Below are 20,958 nucleotides of genomic sequence, written 5' to 3' on the forward strand. Positions count from 1 at the left end.
CTACAGATTCAGTCGAGCAAGGAAGATCAACATGCAAGCGAACGTACAAGCCATCACCGAAGCCGGCACAAGCCGTTTCGTGACCGTGAAGGATGGCGATACCGAATTCCGCATCCACTGCAACGACACCGGCGCCGGTGCCGAGACTGTCGTCATGCTGCACGGCTCGGGTCCCGGCGCGACCGGCTGGGCCAACTTCAATCGCAATGTCGAGCCGCTGGTCGCGGCCGGTTATCGCGTGCTGCTGGTCGATTGCCCGGGCTGGGGCAAGAGCGATCCTGTCGTCAACGCGGGCTCGCGTTCGGAACTCAATGGCCGCGTGCTCAAGGGTGTGCTGGACGAACTTGATATCGAACGCGTGCACATCCTTGGCAACTCGATGGGCGGTCACAGCGCGGTGGCATTTGCGCTTGCCAACCCGCAGCGTGTGGGCAAGCTCGTGCTGATGGGTGGTGGCACCGGCGGCCCGAGCCTGTACGCGCCGATGCCGACGGAAGGCATCAAGCTGCTCAACGGCCTGTACCGCGAGCCGTCGATCGAAAACCTGAAGCGCATGATGAATGTGTTCGTCTATGACGCCAGTTCACTGACTGACGATCTGATGCAGGCGCGGCTCGACAATATGCTGGCGCGGCGCGACCACCTCGAGAATTTCGTGAAAAGCCTGGCGGCGAATCCCAAGCAGTTCACCGACTACGGTTCGCGCCTGGGCGAGATCACGGCGCCGACGCTAGTGATCTGGGGGCGTGACGATCGCTTCGTGCCGATGGATGTCGGGCTGCGGCTGATCGCCGGGATTCCGAATGCGCAGATGCATATCTTCAATCGCTGCGGGCACTGGGCGCAGTGGGAGCATGCGGAGGCGTTTAATCGGATGGTCGTGGATTTTTTGGGGAATTGAGGGGGAGCTTGGGGCAGGGTGTCGTTCTTGGCGCGAGCGAAGAGCAATGTCCCAGGTGCAGCTGAGACCTCAAAAAAACGCCCCGCAGAAACGCGGGGCATCAACTACCACGAAGACTCATAAAAGAAGCAAGCAGTCATGGCACCTGCCAATGCCGCAACCGCACACGAAATATAGCCGCCGATTGTGACGTTGACATGGCAGCGTAGTGAAAACCCTGAGACAGGTTATGTAGCAGGTTTCCTATAAGCCATAACGCTTGATCTTGTCATACAGCGTTGCCTTGCCGACCTGCAGCAAGTCTGCCGCCTGGCTGACCGCACCGCCGGTGCGGGCCAGCGCATCAGCGATTACGGCACGCTCGAAGTGCTCCATGCGCTCCCGCAGCGGCGCGCTCTCATCCGGTGCTGCCGTGGTCGCCCCGGACTGCCCGCCTTCGGGGACGCCCAGCACTAGCCGGTCAGCCGCATTGCGCAGCTCGCGCACATTGCCGGGCCACGGCCGCTGCGCCAGCGCCTGGCGCTGCGACTCCGAAAGAATGGGCGCAGGCCGTTGATAGCGCACCGCCGCGACGAGCATGAAATGCTCGAACAGCGGCACGATATCTTCACGCCGCTCACGCAGCGGCGGCAGCGCGATGGTGACGACGTTCAGGCGGTAGTAGAGATCCTGCCGGAACACGCCCTGCGCGACCAAGGCGTCCATGTCGCCCTTGGCGGCGGCTACGATGCGCACGTCGATCTTCACCGACGCATTGGACCCGAGCCGTTCCAGCGTACCTTCCTGCAGCACGCGTAGCAGCTTCACCTGCAGCGCCAGCGGCATGCTTTCGATCTCGTCGAGGAACAGCGTGCCGCCCGACGCATGTTCGAGCTTGCCGATGCGGCGCTTGCCGGCGCCGGTGAAAGCGCCGGCTTCGTGGCCGAACATCTCGCTTTCGAATATCGATTCCGGGACGGCACCGCAATTGAGCGCGATGAACGGGCCGTCCGCGCGGTTGGACAACGCATGCAGGCTGCGCGCGACCAGTTCCTTGCCGGTGCCGGTCTCGCCGTTGATCATGACCGGCACGTCGGTGGCCGCGACATTGGCCACGAGCCCACGTACCTGATCGATCGCATGCGAGCGGCCGATGATGCGCGTGCCGGCGGCCGACCCCGCCAGTTCGCGGCGCAGTGCCTGGTTTTCCAGTTCGAGCCCGCGCCGTTCGATGGCGCGGCGCACGGTCTCGGTCAGGCGGTCGGCGCCGAAGGGCTTTTCGATGAAGTCGTACGCGCCCTCACGCATGGCCTGCACCGCCATGGTGATGTCGCCGTGTCCCGTGACCAGTATCACCGGCACGCCGGGCGCGGCGTTGCGGCAGTGATGCAGCAGTTCGAGACCGCTCGCGCCGGGCAGGCGCACGTCGGTCACGAGCACGCCCGGAAAATCGGCGCTCAAGTGGGGCAGGGCAGCTTCGGCCGTGGGCAGCGCGAGCACGGAAAAGCCGGCCAGCTCCAGGCTTTGCGCGGTGGCCTGGCGCACCAGCGGTTCATCTTCGACGAAGAGGACGCGCAAACCGTCTTGCATGGGATGCCTCAATGTGTCTGGGTGACGCCTGCGCCGGCGTCGACCGGTGCGCGCGTCAGCACGATGGTGAATACCGCGCCGCCGCCGTCAGCATTGGCGGCGCTGAGTTGTCCGCCGAACTCGCGCACGATCGACGAGGAGATCGCCAGGCCGAGGCCCAGCCCCTGGCCGGTTTCCTTGGTCGTGAAGAACGGCTCGAACAGGCGCGGCAGGTCTTCCGGCGAGATACCCGTGCCATTGTCGCGCACCTGGATCGTCACCGCGCTTGCGTCGGCGCTGACGGAAACGTCGATGCGCCCTTGCGCAGGCGCCGCGCTGGCGATGGCATCGAGCGCATTGCCGATCAGGTTGAGCAGCACTTGCTCAAGCTTGAGTTCGTCGGCGCGCACGGCAATGTTGGGCAGTGCGTGGAGTCCATCAACATGCAGTGTCACGCCGGTCAGCCGCGGCGCCAGCAGGGCCAGCACGTGCTCGATCGCGGCGCTGACCAGCACCGAACGGCGCGGCGGGCGCGCCTTGCCGGCAAACAGCTTGAGCTGGCCGGTGATCTTGCCCATGCGCTCGGTGAGGTCGGCAATCGCGGACAGGTTGCCTTCCGCAGCGGCGAGTTGCCCACGCTCCAGCAACACGCGCGTGTTGTCGGAGAACGTGCGCAACGCGGCCAGCGGCTGGTTCAGCTCATGCGTGATGCCGGCGGCCATCTGACCCAGCGCAGCGAGTTTGCTGGCCTGCACGAGTTCGTCCTGTGCCGCGCGCAACTCGCTCTCCGCGCGTGTGCGTTCGGCGACTTCTTCTTCGAGCTTTTCGTTGATGGCCATCAGGTCGGCCGTGCGGGCTTCGACACGCCGCTCAAGCTCGTCATAGGCGGCTTCGAGCAGGCGGCGGCTGTACAGCATGTCGCGTGCGCGCTGGCGGCGCTGACGCCAATTGACCAGCAGCAGGCAAATGCACGCGTAAGCCAGCGCCGCTGCCACGGTGGCATTGCGCGCATTGGCCAGCACCGGGTCGAGCGGTGCCATCACCTGCATGGTCCACTCCGCGGGGCCCACCTTGCGGCCGAGTTCGAGGTAGCGGTCCGCGCGCTCGCTGCCGTCGGGGTTGGGGCCGTCGGCGCGCACACGCACCAGGCGCGCGCCCGGGTCGAGCGCCCTGGAGGCCAGCCACTCGGTGACCGGCGAGGTTAGCGGTTCGAGCGGAAGCGGCGTGACATCACGGTCGTGATACTGACGGGTCTTGCCCAGCTCGTCGTGCAGCTCGGCCGGCAACGGCCCCAGCGTGCGGTACTGCCAGGCAGGCACGGACGACAGGAAGATCACGCCGTGGTCGTCGCTGACCATCAGCGGCTCGGCGCTGCCGCCGCCGGCACGCTGGAACCACTCCAGGTTGAGCTTGACTACCGTCACGCCGATCACCTTGCCGCCCGACTCCACGGGCTGCGCGATGTAGTAGCCCGGCTCGTCGCTGGTGATGCCGATCGCATAGAAGCGCCCCATCTCTCCGCGCGATGCGATCTGGAAGTAGGGGCGGAAGCGGTAGTCGGTGCCGACGAAGCTGCCGGGCTCGCCGGCGTTGCTGGCGGCCAGCGCGATGCCGTTGGTGGCGATCACGTAGGTGGCCGACGCATGCGAGCGGCGGTTGACTTCAGCAAGATAATGGTTGGCCGCAGCGACGCGTGCGGGATCATCGGGCGCCTGCAGCAGGCCACGCACGAACGGGTGCAGCGATACCAGCGCGGGCAGGAATTCGTAGCGGTCGAGCGTGCTTTCGAGCGTGGCGGCGTAGCGGTCGGCGCGTGTAGCGGTGCTTTCCTGCAGTGTTGCCAGGCCGCGCTGCACGGATACCAGCCACGTCAGCGCGCATAGCAGCACGAGGCCGGCCGCCAATGCCACGGCAAAGCCCCACCAGCGGCGGTTCTCGCTGCCGGGCTCGTGCGCCGCCTGGGCGGCGGCGGGGTCATGTACGGCGAGGAAGTCGTCGGAATGGGGCATCGGCGCGCGCGAAGGCTGTCGCGCCGATGATACTCGCTGCGGCGCGGCCGGCCCACCGGGCCGGCCGCTTGCCTGCGAGGCGTCAGACGTTCTGGCCGGCGTCGGCGAGTTCTGCCTCATCCTCGCCACCTTGCTGAAGCGTGCGCTTGAGCTGGGCGCGGTCAAGCTCGTGCTCCCAGGCCGAGACCACCACGGTGGCCACGCCGTTGCCGATGATGTTGGTCAGCGCACGGCATTCGCTCATGAACCGGTCGATGCCGAGGATCAGCACCATGCCGGCCACCGGAATGGTCGGCACCACGGCCAGCGTCGCGGCCAGCGTGATAAAGCCCGCGCCGGTCACGCCGCTGGCACCCTTGGACGTGAGCATGGCCACCCCGAGGATGGTGAGTTGCTGCAACAGCGTCAGTTCGATGCCGGTGGCCTGCGCGATGAAGATCACCGCCATGGTCATGTAGATGTTGGTACCGTCCAGGTTGAACGAGTAGCCGGTCGGCACGACCAGGCCGACCACCGACTTGGAGCAGCCGAGCTTTTCCAGCTTTTCCATCAGGTGCGGCAGCGCGGCTTCGGACGAGCTCGTGCCCAGCACGATCAGCAGCTCTTCCTTGATGTACGAGATGAAGCGCAGGATGTTGAAGCCGGTCGCGCGCGCGATCGCACCCAGCACGAACACCACGAATACGATGGCCGTGAAGTAGAACGTGCCGATCAGCTTGAGCAGCGGCACCAGCGAGCCCAGGCCGTACTTGCCGATGGTAAAGGCCATCGCGCCGAACGCGCCGATCGGCGCGACCTTGGTGATGACGTGCACGATGTGGAAGAACACCTTCGACACCTGCTCGATCAGCTGGACGACGATGCGGGCACGTTCGCCGATGGCGGCCAGCGCGGCGCCGAAGAACAGCGAAACCAGCAGGATCTGCAGGATGTCGCCGTTGGAGAACGCGCTGAAGATCGTGTCCGGGATGATGTGCATCAGGAACTCGACCGTGCTCTGGCCGTGAGCCTTGGACACGTACTGCTCGATCGCCTTGGTGTCCAGCGTGGCCGGGTCGATGTTGAAGCCCACGCCGGGCTTGAGCAGGTGCGCCGCGCCCAGGCCGATCAGCAGCGCGAATGTCGACACGATCTCGAAGTACAGCAGCGCCTTGCCGCCGACCCGGCCGACCTTCTTCATGTCGCTCATGCCGGCGATGCCGGTCACCACGGTACAGAAGATGATGGGCCCGATGATCATCTTGATCAGCTTGATGAAGCCATCGCCGAGCGGCTTCATGGCAACGCCTGTGTCGGGCCAGAAATGGCCCAGCAGGATGCCGACGAAGATGGCGAACAGCACCTGCACGTACAGGATCTTGTAGAAGGGTTTCCTCATGATGTCGTCCTCGGTTTTTTGGGCCGTAACCCGCCGGGGGCGGCGGGCGCGCGCCGTCGCGGATGCGGCGCGTCTCGGGATCTGGATTTGCAATGGCTATGCCAGGGCGCGCCGGATTCGTAACCCCTTGATTTGAAAGACGACATGCAGCGGGGCGCAGGGTCCGGCACTCCGGATTTCCGGAAATCCGGAATCGCCGGCTCCGGGGATCCGGAATGCCTGCGCGCGTGGGGGTGCCCCATATGGCACATGAGGCGGCAGGATTGGGCGACAGCGAGCGCAGACCATGCTTGCGGAAGCCGGATTGACCTGGTCCGGCCCTCCGCACACCGTATAATTCCGAGCTTCCACCCATGCCGCCGGACGCGCCTAACCCTGTGCCGGTGCGGCAAGCCATCTTCCCCAGCACGCATGAGCAGCTACTACAAGCACCACGTCTTTTTCTGCCTCAACCAGCGCGAGGCCGGCGAGAACTGCTGCGCCCAGCACAATGCCAAGGCCATGCAGGAGTACGCCAAGAAGCGTTGCAAGGAACTGGGCATCGCCGGCGGAGAGGGCCGCGTGCGCATCAACAAGGCCGGCTGCCTGAACCGGTGTGAACTCGGACCGGTACTGGTGGTCTACCCCGAGGCCGTCTGGTACACCTTCGTCGACGAGAAAGATATCGACGAAATCATCGACAGCCATCTGCTGAACGGCAAGCCGGTGGAGCGGTTGATGGTGGACCGCTGAACCGCTGAACCGCTGAATGCGGTGCCTGCCAGTGCGGCAGAGCCCGCATCACGGATGTCTCCGAGGTTTTTTCCAGTGTTTACCGTAGCGATGCCGCTCCAGCGCGAGCGCAGCGGCAGCGTTTTTCATTGCCCCAGTTGCATCGTCCATCGTCATCATGAACGCGCATACCCAGGTATTGACCATTGCCGGCCCGGCCGGCGCGATCGACCTCTCGGTCGACCTGCCGCAATCCGCGCCGCGCGGACTGGCGCTGGTCGCGCACCCGCACCCGCTGTTCGGCGGCACCAAGGACAACAAGGTCGCGCAGACGCTGGCGCGCTGCTTCGTGCAGCTTGGCTATGCCACGGTGCGTCCGAATTTCCGCGGCGTTGGCAACAGTGCCGGCGAGCATGACAACGGCGTGGGCGAGCAGGACGACCTGCTGGCCGTGATCGCATGGATGCGCGAGCAGACCGCATGGTCGCCTGATGCCGCGACGCTGCCGTTGGCCCTGGGCGGATTTTCGTTCGGCAGCTTCGTGACCACGCACGTCGCCAAGCGCCTGGCCGATGCCGGCACGCCCGCGCAGCGCCTGGCGCTGGTCGGCACCGCCGCGAGCCGCTGGCAGGTGGCCGATGTGCCCGCCGATACCATCGTGATCCACGGCGAGCAGGACGACACCGTGCCGCTGCAGAGCGTGTTCGACTGGGCTCGCCCGCAGGAACTACCCGTGATTGTCATACCGGGCGCCGATCATTTCTTTCATCGCAAGCTGCACCTGATCAAGCAGCTCGTCGTCAACGCGTGGGACCGGTAAGGACGGCCTTGCCCGTAGCCGCTACCGTCTTTCGCGAAATCTATCTTGTCGGAAACTGAAAACATGCTGAACAGAGCCACGCCGCGCCTAGCGTCCGTCTTTGCCCCCGCCGCCATCGTCGCGGCAGCCACGCTCGCCGCCGCGCCCGCCGCCGTGCTGGCCCAGGGTGTGCCGATGCCGCAGGTGGCCGCCAAGTCCTGGATGCTGTTCGACGTGACCAGCGGCCAGGCACTGGCTTCGCAGAACGCGGACCAGCGCATCGAGCCCGCGTCGCTGACCAAGCTGATGACCGCCTACCTGGCGTTCGAGGCACTGAAGGAAAAGCGTCTGACGCTGGACCAGGCCGTGGTCCCGACCACGCTGGTGCTGAAGGTCAAAAGCGATGAATCGCGCATGTTCATCGAGCCCAACAAGCCGGTCAGCGTGCAGGACCTGCTGATGGGCCTGATCGTGCAGTCGGGCAACGACGCCGCACTGGCGCTGGCCGAAGCCGTGGGCGGCTCGGAAGAGGGTTTCGTCGCGATGATGAACCGCGAAGCCCAGCGCATGGGCATGAAGAACACGCACTTCACCAACACCGACGGCATTCCCGACCCGAACCACTACACCACCGCGGTGGATCTTGCGACGCTGACCACGCGACTGATCCAGGACTTCCCCGAGTACTACGGCATGTACTCGCAGAAGGAGTTCACCTATAACAAAATCAAGCAGCCGAACCGCAACCGCCTGCTGTATATCGACCCGACCGTCGATGGCGTCAAGACCGGCCACACCAAGTCGGCCGGCTACTGCCTGATCTCGTCGGCCAAGCGGCCGCTGGCCAATGTGCCGAACGGATCGCGCCGGCTGATTTCGGTCGTGATCGGCACCACCACCGAACAGGTGCGCACCCAGGAAAGCCTGAAGATCCTCAACTACGGCTTCCAGTTCTTCGACACGCTGCGCCTGTATGACAAGGGCCAGGTGCTGGCTACGCCGGACATCTACAAGGGCAAGGCCGGCACGGTCAAGATCGGCGTGCAGAACGAGACCTTCGTCACGGTGCCCAAGGGCACGGGCGGCCGCCTGAAGCCGGTGCTGGAGCGTCAGGAACTGTTGATCGCCCCGATCGCCGCCGGCCAGCAGGTGGGCTCGGTGAAGCTGATGGATGGCAACACGAAGGTGGCAGAATTCCCGGTGGTGGCACTGGAGGAAGTGCCCGAAGCCGGCTTCTTCGGCCGCCTGTGGGACACCATCCGCCTGTGGTTCAAGCGCAAGTGATGGGATAGAGCGGTCCGGTGCGCCATCCGTGCGCCGGGCTGCCGGAGATACTGACATGACAGCCGACAATACTGGCGGCGGCAAACCGGGCGACATTCCGCCCGAACAGTCGCTGATCGAATACCCCAGCCATTTCCCCATCAAGGTGATGGGCGCGATGCAGGACGGCTTTGCCGAAGCCATCGTGGCGCTGGTGCAGGAATTCGACCCTGGTTTCCACGCGGGCAAGATGGAAATGCGTCCGTCGAGCAAGGGCAACTACCTGGGCCTGACCGTGACCGTGTGGGTCACAAGCCGCGAACAGCTCGATGATATCTATCGCGCGCTGACAGGGCATCCGATGGTCAAGGTGGTGCTGTAAGGCATTGCCGTTTCGAATTACGCGTGTTTTCTCCCCTCTCCCGCGCACGGGAGAGGGGCCGGGGGTGAGGGCAGGCACTGGCATACCAGCGCCCGTCACTTCGTTGATACTCCGCCCCTCACCCCCAACCCCTCTCCCGTACACGGAGAGGGGGCCGCGCCGCAGTGTGAGAAACGCTTCTGGCGTGGCGAGCTTTTCCCCATACCAACATGAACATCATCACCCTCAAGCCCGGCAAGGAAAAATCCCTGCTGCGCCGCCACCCGTGGATCTACGCGACGGGCATTGCGACCACGGAAGGCCGCTGCGAGCCGGGCGCCACCGTCATCGTGCGCGCCGCCGATGGCCGCTTCCTGGCCAAGGCCGCCTACAGCCCCGAATCGCAGATCCGCGCACGCGTGTGGACCTTCGACGAGAACGAGCCCGTCGACCACGCCATGTTCAAGCGCCGCATCTCGGCGGCGGTGGCGCATCGCCGTCAGTGGGTGAAGGACAGCGACGCGGTACGGCTGATCTTCGGTGAATCCGACCGCCTGCCGGGCCTGATCGTCGACTACTACGGCAATGGCGAAAGCGGCCAGCTCGTGTGCCAGTTCAACGCCGCGGGCGTGGAGCATTGGAAGACCGCCATCGTGCAGGCGCTGGTCAAGGAGACCGGCTGCCCGAACGTGTACGAGCGGTCCGACGCCGCCGTGCGCCAGCGCGAGGGACTGGAACTCGTGACCGGCGTGCTGGCCGGTGCTGAACCTGACCCGGCGCTGTCGGTGACCGAGCATGGCGTGCGTTACTACGTCGACGTGCGCAACGGCCACAAGACTGGCTTCTATGTCGACCAGCGCGACAACCGCAAACTCGTCGGCGATCTCGCGGCGGGCCGCGAGGTGCTCAACTGCTTCTGCTACACGGGCGGCTTCTCGCTGGCCGCGCTGCGCGGTGGCGCCACGTCGGTGACGTCGATCGATTCCTCGGGCGAGGCGCTGAAGATCGCCGCCGGCAATGTCACGCTCAACGGCTTCGATGAGAACCGCGCGACGTGGCTCGACGCCGACGTGTTCAAGACGCTGCGCGAATTCCGCGCGGAGGGCCGCCAGTTTGACCTGATCGTGCTCGACCCGCCGAAGTTCGCGCCGTCGTCGCAGCATATCGACCGCGCTGCGCGTGCCTACAAGGAAATCAACCTGGTCGGCATGCAGTTGCTGCGTCCGGGCGGGCTGCTGTTCACGTACTCGTGCTCGGGTGCGATCAGCATGGAGCTGTTCCAGAAGATCGTGGCCGGTGCGGTGACGGATGCGCGCGCTGATGCGCGCATCATGCGGCGTCTGTCGGCCGGCACGGATCACCCGATGCTGGCGGCGTTCCCGGAAGGGGAGTACCTGAAGGGGTTGCTGCTGGAGAAGGTGGCGTAAAGGGATACGGCGGAAGCGTGAGGCTCACCGCCACATATTCCGCATCCTGCTGGCCAGGTCCACCGGCGCCAGCGTAGCCTTCGACGGCGCCTCCCCCGGCATCGGCGGAGGCGGCCAGGACCGGCTGTAGAAGTTCGGCATCACGCGATTCGGCAGGAAGCGCGTGCGCGACGCATAGACGTGCCGGTCGCCGAACCCCGGCTGCTGATGCACGTAGAAGCGCTGCGGCACGACGACATCCAGATGGTCCTTGGCGCGCGTCATCGCCACATACAGCAGCCGTCTTTCCTCTTCGATCTCTTCCGTGGTGCCGGTGGCCAGGTCCGACGGCATGCAGCCATCCACGGCATTGAGCACGTACACCGCCTTCCATTCCTGGCCCTTGGCCGAGTGGATGGTCGACAGGATCAGGAAATCCTCGTCGCGCAGCGGTACGCCCGATTCATCGCTGGACGCGCTCGGCGGGTCGAGCGTCAGCTCGGTCAGGAAGCGCTCGCGCGAGGCATAGGTCGCGGCAATGCGTTCGAGCTGCTGCAGGTCGGCCATGCGCGCGGCGGCATCGTCGTGGATGCGTTCCAGGTGCGGTTGATACCAGGCGACAACCTGCTCGAACTCCGACGGCCACGGTGATGCGGGCCCCAGCAGCGTGCGGGCCAGTGTCAGCAGGTCTGTCCAGGCCGGCGCGGCAGCAGGCGGCGGCTCGAACGATTCCAGCGCGAAGAGCGGCTCCGTGGCGACCGCGAGCGCATCGAGTACGCGCGCCGCGGTCTTGGGCCCGATGCCGGGCAGCAACTGCAGCGTGCGGAAGCCAGCGATGCGATCGAGCGGATTTTCGAGCCAGCGTACCACCGCCATCGCATCCTTCACGTGCGTGGATTCGAGGAACTTGAGCCCGCCGAACTTCACGAACGGGATATTGCGCCGGGCCAACTCGATCTCGACCTGCGCGCTATGGTCGGCGGCGCGGAACAGCACCGCTTGCGACATCAGCGACAGGCCGGCCTCGCGCCGCTCGAGCACGCGCTCGACCACGAAGCGGGCCTGGTCGGCTTCATCGTTGACGACGACCACGCCGGGCTTCTCGGCCGAGGTCCGCTCCGACCACAGATCCTTCGTGTAGCGCTCGGCAGCCAGCCCGATCACCGCATTGGCGGCGTGCAGGATCGGCTGCGTCGAACGGTAATTCTGCGACAGCGTGACCTGATGCGCGGCCGGCGTGAACTGTGCCGGGAAATCGAGGATATTGCGCACGGTTGCGCCGCGGAACGCGTAGATCGACTGCGCGTCATCGCCGACCACGGTCAGGCCGCGCCCGTCGGGCCGCAACGCCAGCAGGATAGAAGCCTGCAGCGCATTGGTGTCCTGGTATTCATCGACAAGGATATGGTCGAAGCGCGCACCCATGTCCTGCGCGATCGCGGGTTCCGTCAGCGCCTGCGCCCAGTACAGCAGCAGGTCGTCGTAGTCGAGCACCTGCTGCTTCTGCTTGGCCTCCACATAGCCCGCGAACAGCGTGCGCAGCGCATCTACCCACATGGTGTAGCGCGGGAACCAGTGCTTGAGCACGTCTTCGAGCGGCGCCTGCGTGTTGACCACGCGCGAATAGATCGACAGGCAGGTTTCCTTTTTCGGGAAGCGGCTGGCCTGCTCGGACAGTCCGAGATCGTGCCGCACGACGTGCATCAGGTCGGCGGCGTCGCCGCGGTCGCAGATCGTGAAGGCGGGCGACAGGCCCAGCGTTTCTGCATACTCGCGCAACAGGCGCGCGCCGATCGCGTGGAATGTGCCCGACCACTGCAGCGCGGCGCGGCCTGCGCCCGTATTGGTGCCAAGCGCCTGATCGACGATGCGCTCCACACGCCGCCCCATCTCCGCCGCGGCGCGTCGCGAGAACGTGAGCAGCAGGATGCGGCGCGGATCGGCGCCATTGAGCACCAGATGCGCGACGCGGTGCGCGAGCGTGTTGGTCTTGCCCGAGCCTGCGCCGGCGATGATCAGCAGCGGTCCGTCGCTGTGGTGCTCGACCGCCGCGCGTTGCTCCGGATTGAGCCGCGACAGGTATGCCGGAACATCAGCGTCCGGGGAGACGACTGCGGCGGGAGCGGACGGGCGTTCCGCGAGAGGGGCAAGATCCAGTGACACGGGCGGTTCGGAAGCGCCGGGGCGCAGGGCGGATGAGACTGGCGCAAACTGTATATCCATACAGGCCGGTGGCGCAAGCCGCTTAAGCGAACGCGGTAGCCGCCCAACAAAAAAGGTGCTCGATGAGCACCTTTTTCGTAACTTTCGCTGCCGTTGCCGGGAAATCGGTCAGGCAGCCTTCTCCAGCGCGCCGTCGAGCAGCTTGTGCAGGGCGTCCCACTCCGGTTCGCCGACATAGCGCTTCAGGATGCGGCCGTCCTTGTCGACGACGAAGGTAGTGGGCGTGAGCTGCACATTGCCGAAGGCCTTGGCCGCGGCGCCGTCCGAGTCCATCGCGACCTTGAACGGCAGGCCGCGCGTCTTGGCGTAGTTCATCACGTACATCGGCGGATCGTAGTTCATGGCCACGGCCACGAACTCCAGGCCCTTGCCCTTGTACTGCTCGTAGGTGCGAACCATGTCGGGCATTTCCTTGACGCAGGTGGCGCAGCTCGTTGCCCAGAAATTGATCAGGTAGACCTTGCCCTTGAGATCGCCGGTGCTGACCTTCTCGCCCGACAGCAGCGTGAACGTGGCCGCAGGCACCTGGCTCGACGGGGACAGCGCGCGATAGCCGAACCAGCCCAGCACGGCGAGTACGACGACGGCCACGGCGATGGGCCAAAGCTTGCGGGGTTTCGAAGTGGCGGATGCGGGGTTTGTCATGGCAATGCGGACCGGCGAGAACCGGACCCGTTCAACTGGCAACAGGCCATTCTAAACCCGTGCGCGCCGTGTTGCTGTCATCCGGCGTCTGCGTCAATCCGCCGCAGTCCGGAGCCGGTCAGCGCGAGGCGGCGATGGCTGCACGCGCCTGGCCCAATGCCTGTTCCAGATAGGCACCGTAGAAGTCCGGCTGCAGGCCACGCAGCGGGGCGGCCGCCTGCTTGCCGTCCCGGTCAAGGAACAGCACCGTCGGCGCAACACGGACCTGATGGGCTCGCGCCCATGCACGTGCGGTGGTCATGGTGCCGTCGGTGTCGCGCAGCGGCGTGTCGGCGGTCATGTCGAGTTCGCGCACAGCGATCTCGCCAGCCGCCGCCTGCGGGCCGAGATAGCTTTTGCGTACGGTCTCGCAGTAGCCGCAATTGGGCAGGGAAACCAGCACCAAGAGCGGTTCGCCGCGGCGTGTGGCATCGGCTGCATGGGTGGCCAGGTCGGTCGCAAGCGGCAGGTGTGCGGTGCCCGCGAACGCAGGGACGGCGAGCGTTGCCATCGTCAACAGCAAGCTGGCCGCAAGGCGGACGGCAAGGTAACGGATGGTGGCGGTTGGAGCGAGCGGACTAATGGGGCGCATCATGTGGAGTGCGGCAAGCACGGGCGGGCCGCTTCCCGGATAATACCGGTTTCCGCCCGACGGCAAGGCGTGCCCGCCCGCCGCGCGCCGGTCCCGACAATAAGCGCCGCACCGTGTACGGCCACGTCCCGATGCCCCTTCCTCAGCCCTGTCAGTGGTTTTCCCGGCTCCGCCTGGTTCTGCCAGCGATGCTCGCCGTGGCCTGCCTCGGCGCGTGCTCGCCGCGCTATGACTGGCGCACGATCCAGTCGGGCGACGGAGGCTATGCGGCGCTCTATCCGGCAAAGCCCACGAGCGCCGCGCGCGACGTGGCCATCGCTGGACACAAGCTCCCGATGACCATGCAGGCAGCCCGCGTCGACGACACGCTGTTCGCCGTCGGTGTGGTCACGCTGCCGTCTGACGACGCCGAATTGCGGCGCGAAGCGCTGGCCGCGATGCAGTCGGGCCTGGTGGCCAACCTTGGCGTGCATGGCAGCGAACCGGCGCATACGCGCCCGGTGACAATCCAGTCGGCGGACCAGCCCGCGCGGCCGCTCGATGGCGTAGAGGTTCAGGTCAGCGGTGTGTCGCCGCAGGACCGGTCGCCGCGCCGCCTGACCGCGCGGCTTGTGGCCGTGGGCACCAAGGCTTACCAGGCAGTGGTGTTGGAATCGGGCGAGGGCGCGCGCGACCAGCGCAACGCCGAGCAGGTGGAGCAGTTCCTGGGCGGATTCCATCCGTATTGATCCACCCGGCAAGATTTATTCGAAGGAGAGAAGTGATGCGTTGGGAAGTCTGGCTGGCCTATTTCGCCGCGTGCTGGGTCATTGCGGTGTCGCCCGGTTCGGGCGCGGTGCTGTCGATGAGCCACGGCCTGTCGTACGGCGTGCGTCGGACCTCGACCACGATCTTCGGCCTGCAGGCGGGGCTGGTGATCATCCTGCTCGTGGCCGGCGGCGGGCTCGGCGCGCTGCTGCTCGCGTCGGAGCATGCGTTTGCCGTGGTCAAGACCGTCGGCGCGATGTACCTGATCTATCTGGGCCTGCAGCAATGGCGAGCGAAGGTCGAGGAGGGCGGCACCGACAGCGGCAGCACCGCTGTCCGCGTGACGCCCATGAGCCCGCGCCGGCGCTTCGCCACGGGGCTGCTGACCAATGTGACCAACCCGAAGGGCATCATCTTCATGGTCGCCGTGCTGCCGCAGTTCATCGACCCGTCCCGCCCGCTGGCACCGCAGCTCGCCATCCTGGCGGCCACCATGTGCGGCGTGGACCTGATCGTCATGCACGGCTACGCGTTGCTGGCCTCGCGCATGCAGGGCCTGTTCCGTAACGCGCGTGCCGTGCACTGGCAGAACCGCTTCTTCGGCAGCGTGTTGATGGCGGTAGGCGCGGCGCTGTTCTTCGTGCGTCGGCAGCACGCCTGATAGCCGCATCCCGGTTGCGTGCTGGCGGCCTGACGCCCGGTTTGCTTCAATGGGAGAGACCCCTCGCCGCGGAGATCTCCCGAATGCCGACCATTCCGTTCCCCCAAGCCGGCACGTTTGCGCACCCCACGCATACCGTGCCGCCTGTCGACGAACCCCCGCCGCCGGGCGTCCCGCCTGATCTGCCTTTGCCGCCCGAAGAGGATCCGGTTCCGCCTCCGGTCGATCCGCCCGTCGGCGTGCCGCCGCGCCGCTGAGCGCATTGGATCTCCCTCATCCCGGCGTGCGCAAGGCGCGCCGGTATTGGATCGCTTCGCCCACGTGCGCGGTGGTCAGGACTTCAGCACCTTCCAGATCCGCAATCGTGCGGGCCACCTTGAGCACCCGGAAGTAAGAGCGCGCCGACCATGCCAGCCGCGCCATGGCCCCGCGCAGCAAGGCCTGGGCGGTCGGTTCCAGCGGGCAGTGCTTGTCGATCTCACGGCCGGACAGGTCGCTGTTGGGTTTGCCCTGCCGCGCAAGCTGGCGTTCGCGCGCCGCCAGCACCCGTGCGCGCACGACTTCGCTGGATTCGCCCGCGGGCCCGTCCAGCATCTCGCCCTGGTCCTGGGCCGGTACTTCGATCTGCAGGTCGATCCGGTCCAGTAGCGGCCCCGATATCTTCGACTGGTAGCGCCGGATCTGGTCCGGCGTGCAGCGGCACGCGCGTTCGGGGTGCCCGAGATAGCCGCAAGGGCAGGGATTCATGGCCGCCACGAACTGGAAGCACGCCGGGAAGTCGGCGTGGCCTGCGGCGCGTGCGATGGTAATACGGCCAGATTCCAGCGGCTCGCGTAGCACCTCCAGCACCTTTCGGTCGAACTCCGGCAATTCGTCGAGGAATAGCACGCCGTGGTGGGCCAGCGAGATCTCGCCGGGGCGAGGATTCCCGCCGCCGCCCACCATGGCCGGCCCCGAAGCGGTGTGGTGAGGCGCCCGGCACGGCCGCACGCCCCATCGCGACGGCTTGAAGCCGCCCGGCGTCAGGCTGAGCACGGCGGCTGACTCGAGCGCTTCATCAAGCGACATGGGCGGCAGCAGCCCCGGCAGCCGCTGAGCCAGCATCGACTTGCCGGTGCCGGGAGGTCCAACGAGCAATGCCGAATGCTGGCCGGCGGCGGCCACTTCCATGGCACGCCGCGCCTGCGCCTGGCCACGTACGTCGCGCAGGTCCGGCCCGGGCTCCGGCACCCGCGAGAGCGCGGCCGGTACGGCGCGGGCGAGCCGACGGTCGTGCGGTGGCGTGAAATGGGCGCAGACCTCGCGCAGCGTGGTGCCGCTGTGGACGGTCAGGTCTTCGATCAATGCCGCTTCGGCCCCGTTGCCTGCCGCCACCAGAAACGCGCGAGGGTTGCCGCCGGAGACCTGCCGCGCGGCGTTTTCGCGCGCCAGGCGCATGGCCATCGCCAGCGCGCCGCGCACCGGGCGCAGGTCGCCGGACAGCGACAGTTCGGCGGCGAACTCGTACTGATCGAACTCGGCGGAGGGAATCTGGCCGCTCGCCGCCAGGATGCCCAGCGCAATGGCCAGGTCGAATCGCCCGGACTCCTTCGGCAAGTCCGCTGGCGCCAGATTGACGGTGATGCGGCGGTTCGGGAATTCAAAGCCGCTATTGATGATGGCGGCACGTACGCGTTCGCGGCTTTCGCGTACGCCGGTGTCGGCCAGGCCGACGATGGTGAAGACGGGGAGGCCGTTGGCCAGATGGGTTTCGACGCGCACGGGCGGCGCTTCGATGCCGGTGAGCGCGCGGCTATGCAGGACGGCGAGGCTCATATCGGGAAGAAGTTGTGATGGAAGCGTTAACGAAAAAGGCCGCCGTGAAACGGCGGCCTTTCGGCAAGGATCGGGTCGCTGGACCGTGGCGTCATGCGCCCCCGGTGGTGTCCACCGCGCCCGGGCCGGGCGGGATGCCCGCGCGGCGTTCGAGCTCTGCCACGCGCTCTTCGAGTTCCTCGAGGCGTGCGCGCGTGCGCGCCAGGACCTGCGACTGCACGTCGAATTCCTCGCGCGTGACCAGGTCCAGCCGGGCGAAGCCCTGGGTCATCATGCTGCGCACGTTCTTTTCGATGTCCCTTGCCGGCGAGTTGCGCAGTGCCTCGCTGACCTTGTTCTGCAGGTCGTTGAAGAGATCGGTCGGTTTCATGGTTTCTCCTTCGCGCACCGTGGTGGTGCCAATGCGGGAAATGACCTGCCGCATGCCTCGCTTTCGCACAGGAATTGGGCGCCCCTAATGCGGGCGACCGCGGTGCCGCGCGTGCCGGCTGGTCATCTTCAGGCTTCGATTATCGCCCTTCAGGCACGTGCATGAAAGCACCGTGTCGTGGCCGTTCACACCTTTTGACGCGATCTGGCTTTGATGCAAGGCAGATTCAAGCCGGGTTTTGATCACCCTTTAGCCTTCGGGCATTTCCGGATGCGTGTTTTTCTCATACCTGGCACGGCTGTTGCAGTAGTGAGTTGGACAGCATCACCGAAACCCTAAGAAACGAAATCCGAGCCAAAAAGGAAAAGGAGAAGGAATCCATGAAGAAGTTGGCCCTTGCAGTCAGCGCAGTCGTTCTCTGTAGTTCCGCTGCCACCGCATTCGCCCAGACCGCCACGGACGCAGCGGCGCCGGCTCCGGCTGCCGCCGCTGCCGAGCCCGCGTCGCCGCACACGTTCACGGCGAACGTTGCACTGGTATCGGATTACCGCTATCGCGGCCTGAGCCAGTCCAACCGCCGCCCGGCCATTCAGGGCGGCTTCGACTACGCGCACGAAAGCGGCTTCTACATCGGCAACTGGAACTCCAGCATCAGCTGGATCTCGGACGCTGACAAGTCAGTGTCGGCGCCGATCGAGATGGATTTCTACGGCGGCTTCAAGAATACCTTCAAGGCGAGCGATCTCGAGTTCAACTATGACGTCGGCGTGCTGCAGTACTTCTATCCGGGTGGCTACAGCCAGCCGCGTCCCTACACGACCGAGATTTATGCCGGCATCGGCTACGGCCCGGTTTTCCTGAAGTACTCCCAGGCGCTCACCAACCTGTTCGGCATCGCCAACAGCCAGTACAGCAGCTACATCGACCTGAGCGTGAATTACCCGCTCAATGTGTGGGACCTGACGCTGAACGCGCATGTCGGCTACCAGAACGTCCAGCACATCAGTGCGGCTTCGTACTTGGACTGGAAGCTCGGCATCACCAAGGACCTGGGTAAAGGCTTCGCTGTGGCGGTGGCCTATATCGGCACCAACGCAAAGGACTCGTTCTACACGAACAGCTACAACCACAACGTGGGCAACAACACGGGGTGGGTGTCCCTTTCCAAGACTTTCTAATTGAGCGTCAGCCAGGGCAGGCCGAAGCCGGCATGCCCACAGGAGAAACCGATGAAACTGATCATCGCAGTCATCAAGCCGTTCAAGCTTGACGAAGTGCGCGAAGCGCTGTCGGACGTTGGCGTGTCCGGCATCACCGTCACGGAAGTGAAGGGCTTTGGCCGCCAGAAAGGCCACACCGAGTTGTATCGCGGCGCGGAGTACATCGTCGACTTCCTGCCCAAGGTGAAGATCGAGGTAGCCGTGCCGGACGACGTGGTCGAACGCGCCATCGAGGCCATCGAGAAGTCGGCCCGCACCGGCAAGATCGGCGACGGCAAGATCTTCGTGGCCCCGATCGAGCAGGTCATCCGCATCCGCACCGGCGAGACCGGCAGCGATGCCCTGTGACAGCACAACGACAAGAGGTTAAGCAAATGACAACCTGGTTCAAGCGAATCCTGACGGCGGGCGCGATGGCGCTGGCCATCGGCACGGCCGGCGTCGGCCTGTCCACCCATGCCGTCGCGCAGGACAAGCCGGCGGCCGAGGCCTCCGCGCCGGCCGCCGCCGCTGCGCCTGCAGCGGCACCCGCTGCTGCGGCTGCCCCCGCGGCTGCAACCACTGCCGCCGCACCGGCCGAGGCCGCTGCCGCTCCGGCAGCACCCGTTCCAAACAAGGGCGACACTGCCTGGCTGCTCGTGAGCACGGCGTTCGTGATCCTGATGACGCTGCCGGGCCTGGCGCTGTTCTATGGCGGTCTGGTCCGTTCCAAGAACATGCTGTCGGTGCTGATGCAGTGCCTGGTGATCTTCTCGGTGGTGTCGCTGCTGTGGGCCGTCTACGGCTACAGCTTTGCGTTCACCGAGGGCAATGCCTTCTTCGGCGGAACCGACCGGCTATTCATGAAGGGCCTGACGGTTGACGCCGTGGCGGCTACCTTCAGCAAGGGCGTGGTGGTGCCGGAGCTGGGCTACTTTGCATTCCAGTGCGCCTTCGCGGCCATCACCTGCGGGCTGATCATCGGCGCCTTTGCCGAGCGCGCCAAGTTCTCGGCCGTGCTGGTGTTCGTGGTGCTGTGGTTCACGTTCTCGTACATCCCCATCGCCCATATGGTCTGGTTCTGGCCGGGTCCGGACGCCTTCACTGACGCTGCCGCCGGTACTGCTGCGACGGCCAAGTCGGGCTGGCTGTTCCAGAAGGGCGCGCTGGACTTCGCCGGCGGCACCGTGGTCCACATCAACGCCGCTGTGGCTGGCCTGGTTGGCGCCTTCATGTTCGGCAAGCGCATCGGCTTCGGCCGCGAGGCGATCCGTCCGCACAGCCTGACCTTCACCATGGTCGGCGCCTCGCTGCTGTGGTTCGGCTGGTTCGGCTTCAATGCCGGCTCGGCGCTGGAAGCCAACGGCTCGGCCGCACTGGCCTTCGTCAACACGCTGCTGGCCACCTGCGCCGCGGTGCTGTCCTGGACCTTCGGCGAGTGGATCAGCAAGGGCAAGCCGTCGATGCTGGGCGGTGCCTCGGGTGCCGTGGCGGGCCTGGTGGCCATCACGCCGGCAGCTGGCTTCGTCGGCCCGATGGGTTCGATCGCGATCGGCCTGATCGCCGGCCTGCTGTGCCTGTGGGGCGTGACCGGCCTGAAGCGCATGCTGGGCATGGACGACTCGCTCGATGTGTTCGGCGTGCACGGCGTGGGCGGCATCCTGGGTGCGCTGCTGACCGGCGTGTTCGCTTCGCCGAGCCTGGGCGGCACCGGCATCTACGACTACGTGGCCAACAAGGTGGCCGACGACTATTCGATCGCCGGCCAGGTCTGGATCCAGTTCCAGGGCGTGCTGACCACGATCGTCTGGTCCGGTGTGGTGGCCTTCGTGGCATACAAGCTGGTGGATATGCTGATCGGCCTGCGGGTGCCGGAAGAAGAAGAGCGCGAGGGCCTGGATATCACCTCGCACGGCGAAACCGCCTATGAAGTCTGATCGTCAAGGTGTTGTGCTGGAGAGCTGATTGGGAATCGACTCTCAGGAGTTTTGCCCGGCCGCGAGCCGGGCTTTTTTCATACGGCGAGCGGTTCAAGGCAGGAGCGGGTGAAGTGGACGGCTTTTCGCCGGGCGCTTAAATCCGATCTAAAAAAGCTTCAATTGTTTTTGTGGTGCCGCGCACATACAGTGCCATTGAGGCAGTTTCCTCCACCTGCAGAACGCTCCCCGTATCTGTCAGGCCATTTGAAAGCGCGGCAAGCCGCGCTTTTTTTTTCGTTACGCCGGCGGGGGTTTACTTCCGCGCAGGCATCCCCATATCCCAATCCCTTAGGCTGCGCCGGGCATATCCTT

General features: G+C 65.7%; 20 protein-coding genes. 12 read left to right on the top strand and 8 right to left on the bottom strand.

Annotated elements, in window-relative coordinates:
• Positions 1 to 31: 31 nt before the first annotated feature.
• A complete protein-coding gene (locus ACIGJG_RS01390; RefSeq protein ID WP_140949333.1) occupies positions 32 to 901 on the top strand; it encodes an alpha/beta fold hydrolase in 870 nt (289 codons plus the stop codon).
• A 243-nt stretch (positions 902 to 1,144) separates the two neighbouring features.
• On the opposite strand, the gene ACIGJG_RS01395 is transcribed toward ACIGJG_RS01390, so the two are convergent.
• The 3 genes from ACIGJG_RS01395 to ACIGJG_RS01405 all read right to left on the bottom strand — a co-directional run bounded on the left by ACIGJG_RS01395 (position 1,145) and on the right by ACIGJG_RS01405 (position 5,839).
• Positions 1,145 to 2,470 (bottom strand): sigma-54-dependent transcriptional regulator, encoded by a 1,326-nt coding sequence (locus ACIGJG_RS01395; protein WP_011296465.1) that lies wholly within the window; start codon positions 2,468 to 2,470, stop codon positions 1,145 to 1,147.
• A gap of 8 nt (positions 2,471 to 2,478) precedes the next feature.
• Positions 2,479 to 4,458 carry a sensor histidine kinase gene (locus ACIGJG_RS01400; RefSeq protein WP_011296466.1) on the bottom strand — a complete coding sequence of 660 codons (1,980 nt, stop codon included), beginning with the start codon at positions 4,456 to 4,458 and terminating at the stop codon, positions 2,479 to 2,481.
• 82 nt (positions 4,459 to 4,540) lie between these two features.
• Positions 4,541 to 5,839 carry a dicarboxylate/amino acid:cation symporter gene (locus ACIGJG_RS01405; RefSeq protein ID WP_041679792.1) on the bottom strand — a complete coding sequence of 433 codons (1,299 nt, stop codon included), beginning with the start codon at positions 5,837 to 5,839 and terminating at the stop codon, positions 4,541 to 4,543.
• Positions 5,840 to 6,247: 408 nt separating this feature from the next.
• Here ACIGJG_RS01405 and ACIGJG_RS01410 point away from each other — a divergent pair, with 408 nt between their 5' ends.
• The 5 genes from ACIGJG_RS01410 to ACIGJG_RS01430 all read left to right on the top strand — a co-directional run bounded on the left by ACIGJG_RS01410 (position 6,248) and on the right by ACIGJG_RS01430 (position 10,397).
• Complete coding sequence (locus ACIGJG_RS01410; RefSeq protein ID WP_011296468.1) at positions 6,248 to 6,568, top strand: (2Fe-2S) ferredoxin domain-containing protein; 321 nt, start codon at positions 6,248 to 6,250, stop codon at positions 6,566 to 6,568.
• Positions 6,569 to 6,725: 157 nt separating this feature from the next.
• Positions 6,726 to 7,367, top strand: coding sequence for an alpha/beta hydrolase (locus ACIGJG_RS01415; protein ID WP_011296469.1), 642 nt, complete (start codon positions 6,726 to 6,728; stop codon positions 7,365 to 7,367).
• A gap of 63 nt (positions 7,368 to 7,430) precedes the next feature.
• Entirely contained in the window at positions 7,431 to 8,630 is a 1,200-nt protein-coding gene (locus ACIGJG_RS01420; protein ID WP_011296470.1) for a D-alanyl-D-alanine carboxypeptidase family protein, read from the top strand.
• 55 nt (positions 8,631 to 8,685) lie between these two features.
• Positions 8,686 to 8,991, top strand: a complete 306-nt coding sequence (locus ACIGJG_RS01425; RefSeq protein ID WP_011296471.1) for a YbeD family protein — start codon at positions 8,686 to 8,688, stop codon at positions 8,989 to 8,991.
• Positions 8,992 to 9,200: 209 nt separating this feature from the next.
• On the top strand, positions 9,201 to 10,397 hold the full coding sequence (locus tag ACIGJG_RS01430; protein ID WP_011296472.1) for a class I SAM-dependent rRNA methyltransferase: 1,197 nt from the start codon (positions 9,201 to 9,203) through the stop codon (positions 10,395 to 10,397).
• A 24-nt stretch (positions 10,398 to 10,421) separates the two neighbouring features.
• On the opposite strand, the gene ACIGJG_RS01435 is transcribed toward ACIGJG_RS01430, so the two are convergent.
• The 3 genes from ACIGJG_RS01435 to ACIGJG_RS01445 form a co-directional block, all read right to left on the bottom strand.
• Positions 10,422 to 12,539, bottom strand: coding sequence for an ATP-dependent helicase (locus ACIGJG_RS01435; RefSeq protein WP_041679793.1), 2,118 nt, complete (start codon positions 12,537 to 12,539; stop codon positions 10,422 to 10,424).
• Between the two features lie 168 nt (positions 12,540 to 12,707).
• The gene (locus tag ACIGJG_RS01440) at positions 12,708 to 13,244 is read right to left on the bottom strand and encodes a TlpA disulfide reductase family protein (protein WP_011296474.1); all 537 of its coding nucleotides are present in this window, start codon (positions 13,242 to 13,244) and stop codon (positions 12,708 to 12,710) included.
• A 118-nt stretch (positions 13,245 to 13,362) separates the two neighbouring features.
• Positions 13,363 to 13,875, bottom strand: coding sequence for a SoxW family protein (locus ACIGJG_RS01445; protein ID WP_220631635.1), 513 nt, complete (start codon positions 13,873 to 13,875; stop codon positions 13,363 to 13,365).
• 131 nt (positions 13,876 to 14,006) lie between these two features.
• Between ACIGJG_RS01445 and ACIGJG_RS01450 the strand changes: the two genes are divergently transcribed.
• The 3 genes from ACIGJG_RS01450 to ACIGJG_RS01460 all read left to right on the top strand — a co-directional run bounded on the left by ACIGJG_RS01450 (position 14,007) and on the right by ACIGJG_RS01460 (position 15,540).
• Positions 14,007 to 14,603 (top strand): hypothetical protein, encoded by a 597-nt coding sequence (locus ACIGJG_RS01450; protein ID WP_011296476.1) that lies wholly within the window; start codon positions 14,007 to 14,009, stop codon positions 14,601 to 14,603.
• Positions 14,604 to 14,638: 35 nt separating this feature from the next.
• On the top strand, positions 14,639 to 15,283 hold the full coding sequence (locus ACIGJG_RS01455; RefSeq protein ID WP_140949331.1) for a LysE family transporter: 645 nt from the start codon (positions 14,639 to 14,641) through the stop codon (positions 15,281 to 15,283).
• An 83-nt stretch (positions 15,284 to 15,366) separates the two neighbouring features.
• On the top strand, positions 15,367 to 15,540 hold the full coding sequence (locus ACIGJG_RS01460; protein ID WP_166486975.1) for a hypothetical protein: 174 nt from the start codon (positions 15,367 to 15,369) through the stop codon (positions 15,538 to 15,540).
• Positions 15,541 to 15,556: 16 nt separating this feature from the next.
• Here ACIGJG_RS01460 and ACIGJG_RS01465 read toward each other — a convergent pair whose 3' ends face one another.
• Together ACIGJG_RS01465 and ACIGJG_RS01470 are read right to left on the bottom strand one after the other, a co-directional pair.
• Positions 15,557 to 17,098 (bottom strand): YifB family Mg chelatase-like AAA ATPase, encoded by a 1,542-nt coding sequence (locus ACIGJG_RS01465; protein ID WP_011296478.1) that lies wholly within the window; start codon positions 17,096 to 17,098, stop codon positions 15,557 to 15,559.
• Between the two features lie 91 nt (positions 17,099 to 17,189).
• Entirely contained in the window at positions 17,190 to 17,468 is a 279-nt protein-coding gene (locus ACIGJG_RS01470) for an accessory factor UbiK family protein (protein WP_041679795.1), read from the bottom strand.
• 380 nt (positions 17,469 to 17,848) lie between these two features.
• Here ACIGJG_RS01470 and ACIGJG_RS01475 point away from each other — a divergent pair, with 380 nt between their 5' ends.
• From ACIGJG_RS01475 to ACIGJG_RS01485, 3 genes are read left to right on the top strand one after another with little or no spacing between them, the layout of a single operon-like run.
• Positions 17,849 to 18,646 (top strand): TorF family putative porin, encoded by a 798-nt coding sequence (locus ACIGJG_RS01475; protein WP_011296480.1) that lies wholly within the window; start codon positions 17,849 to 17,851, stop codon positions 18,644 to 18,646.
• Between the two features lie 51 nt (positions 18,647 to 18,697).
• Positions 18,698 to 19,036, top strand: coding sequence for a P-II family nitrogen regulator (locus ACIGJG_RS01480; protein WP_011296481.1), 339 nt, complete (start codon positions 18,698 to 18,700; stop codon positions 19,034 to 19,036).
• 26 nt (positions 19,037 to 19,062) lie between these two features.
• Positions 19,063 to 20,604: an ammonium transporter gene (locus ACIGJG_RS01485; protein WP_011296482.1), complete on the top strand. Its 1,542-nt coding sequence runs from the start codon at positions 19,063 to 19,065 to the stop codon at positions 20,602 to 20,604.
• The last annotated feature ends 354 nt before the right edge of the window (positions 20,605 to 20,958 follow it).

It is taken from the genome of Cupriavidus sp. C1SS-2L (assembly GCF_057073735.1).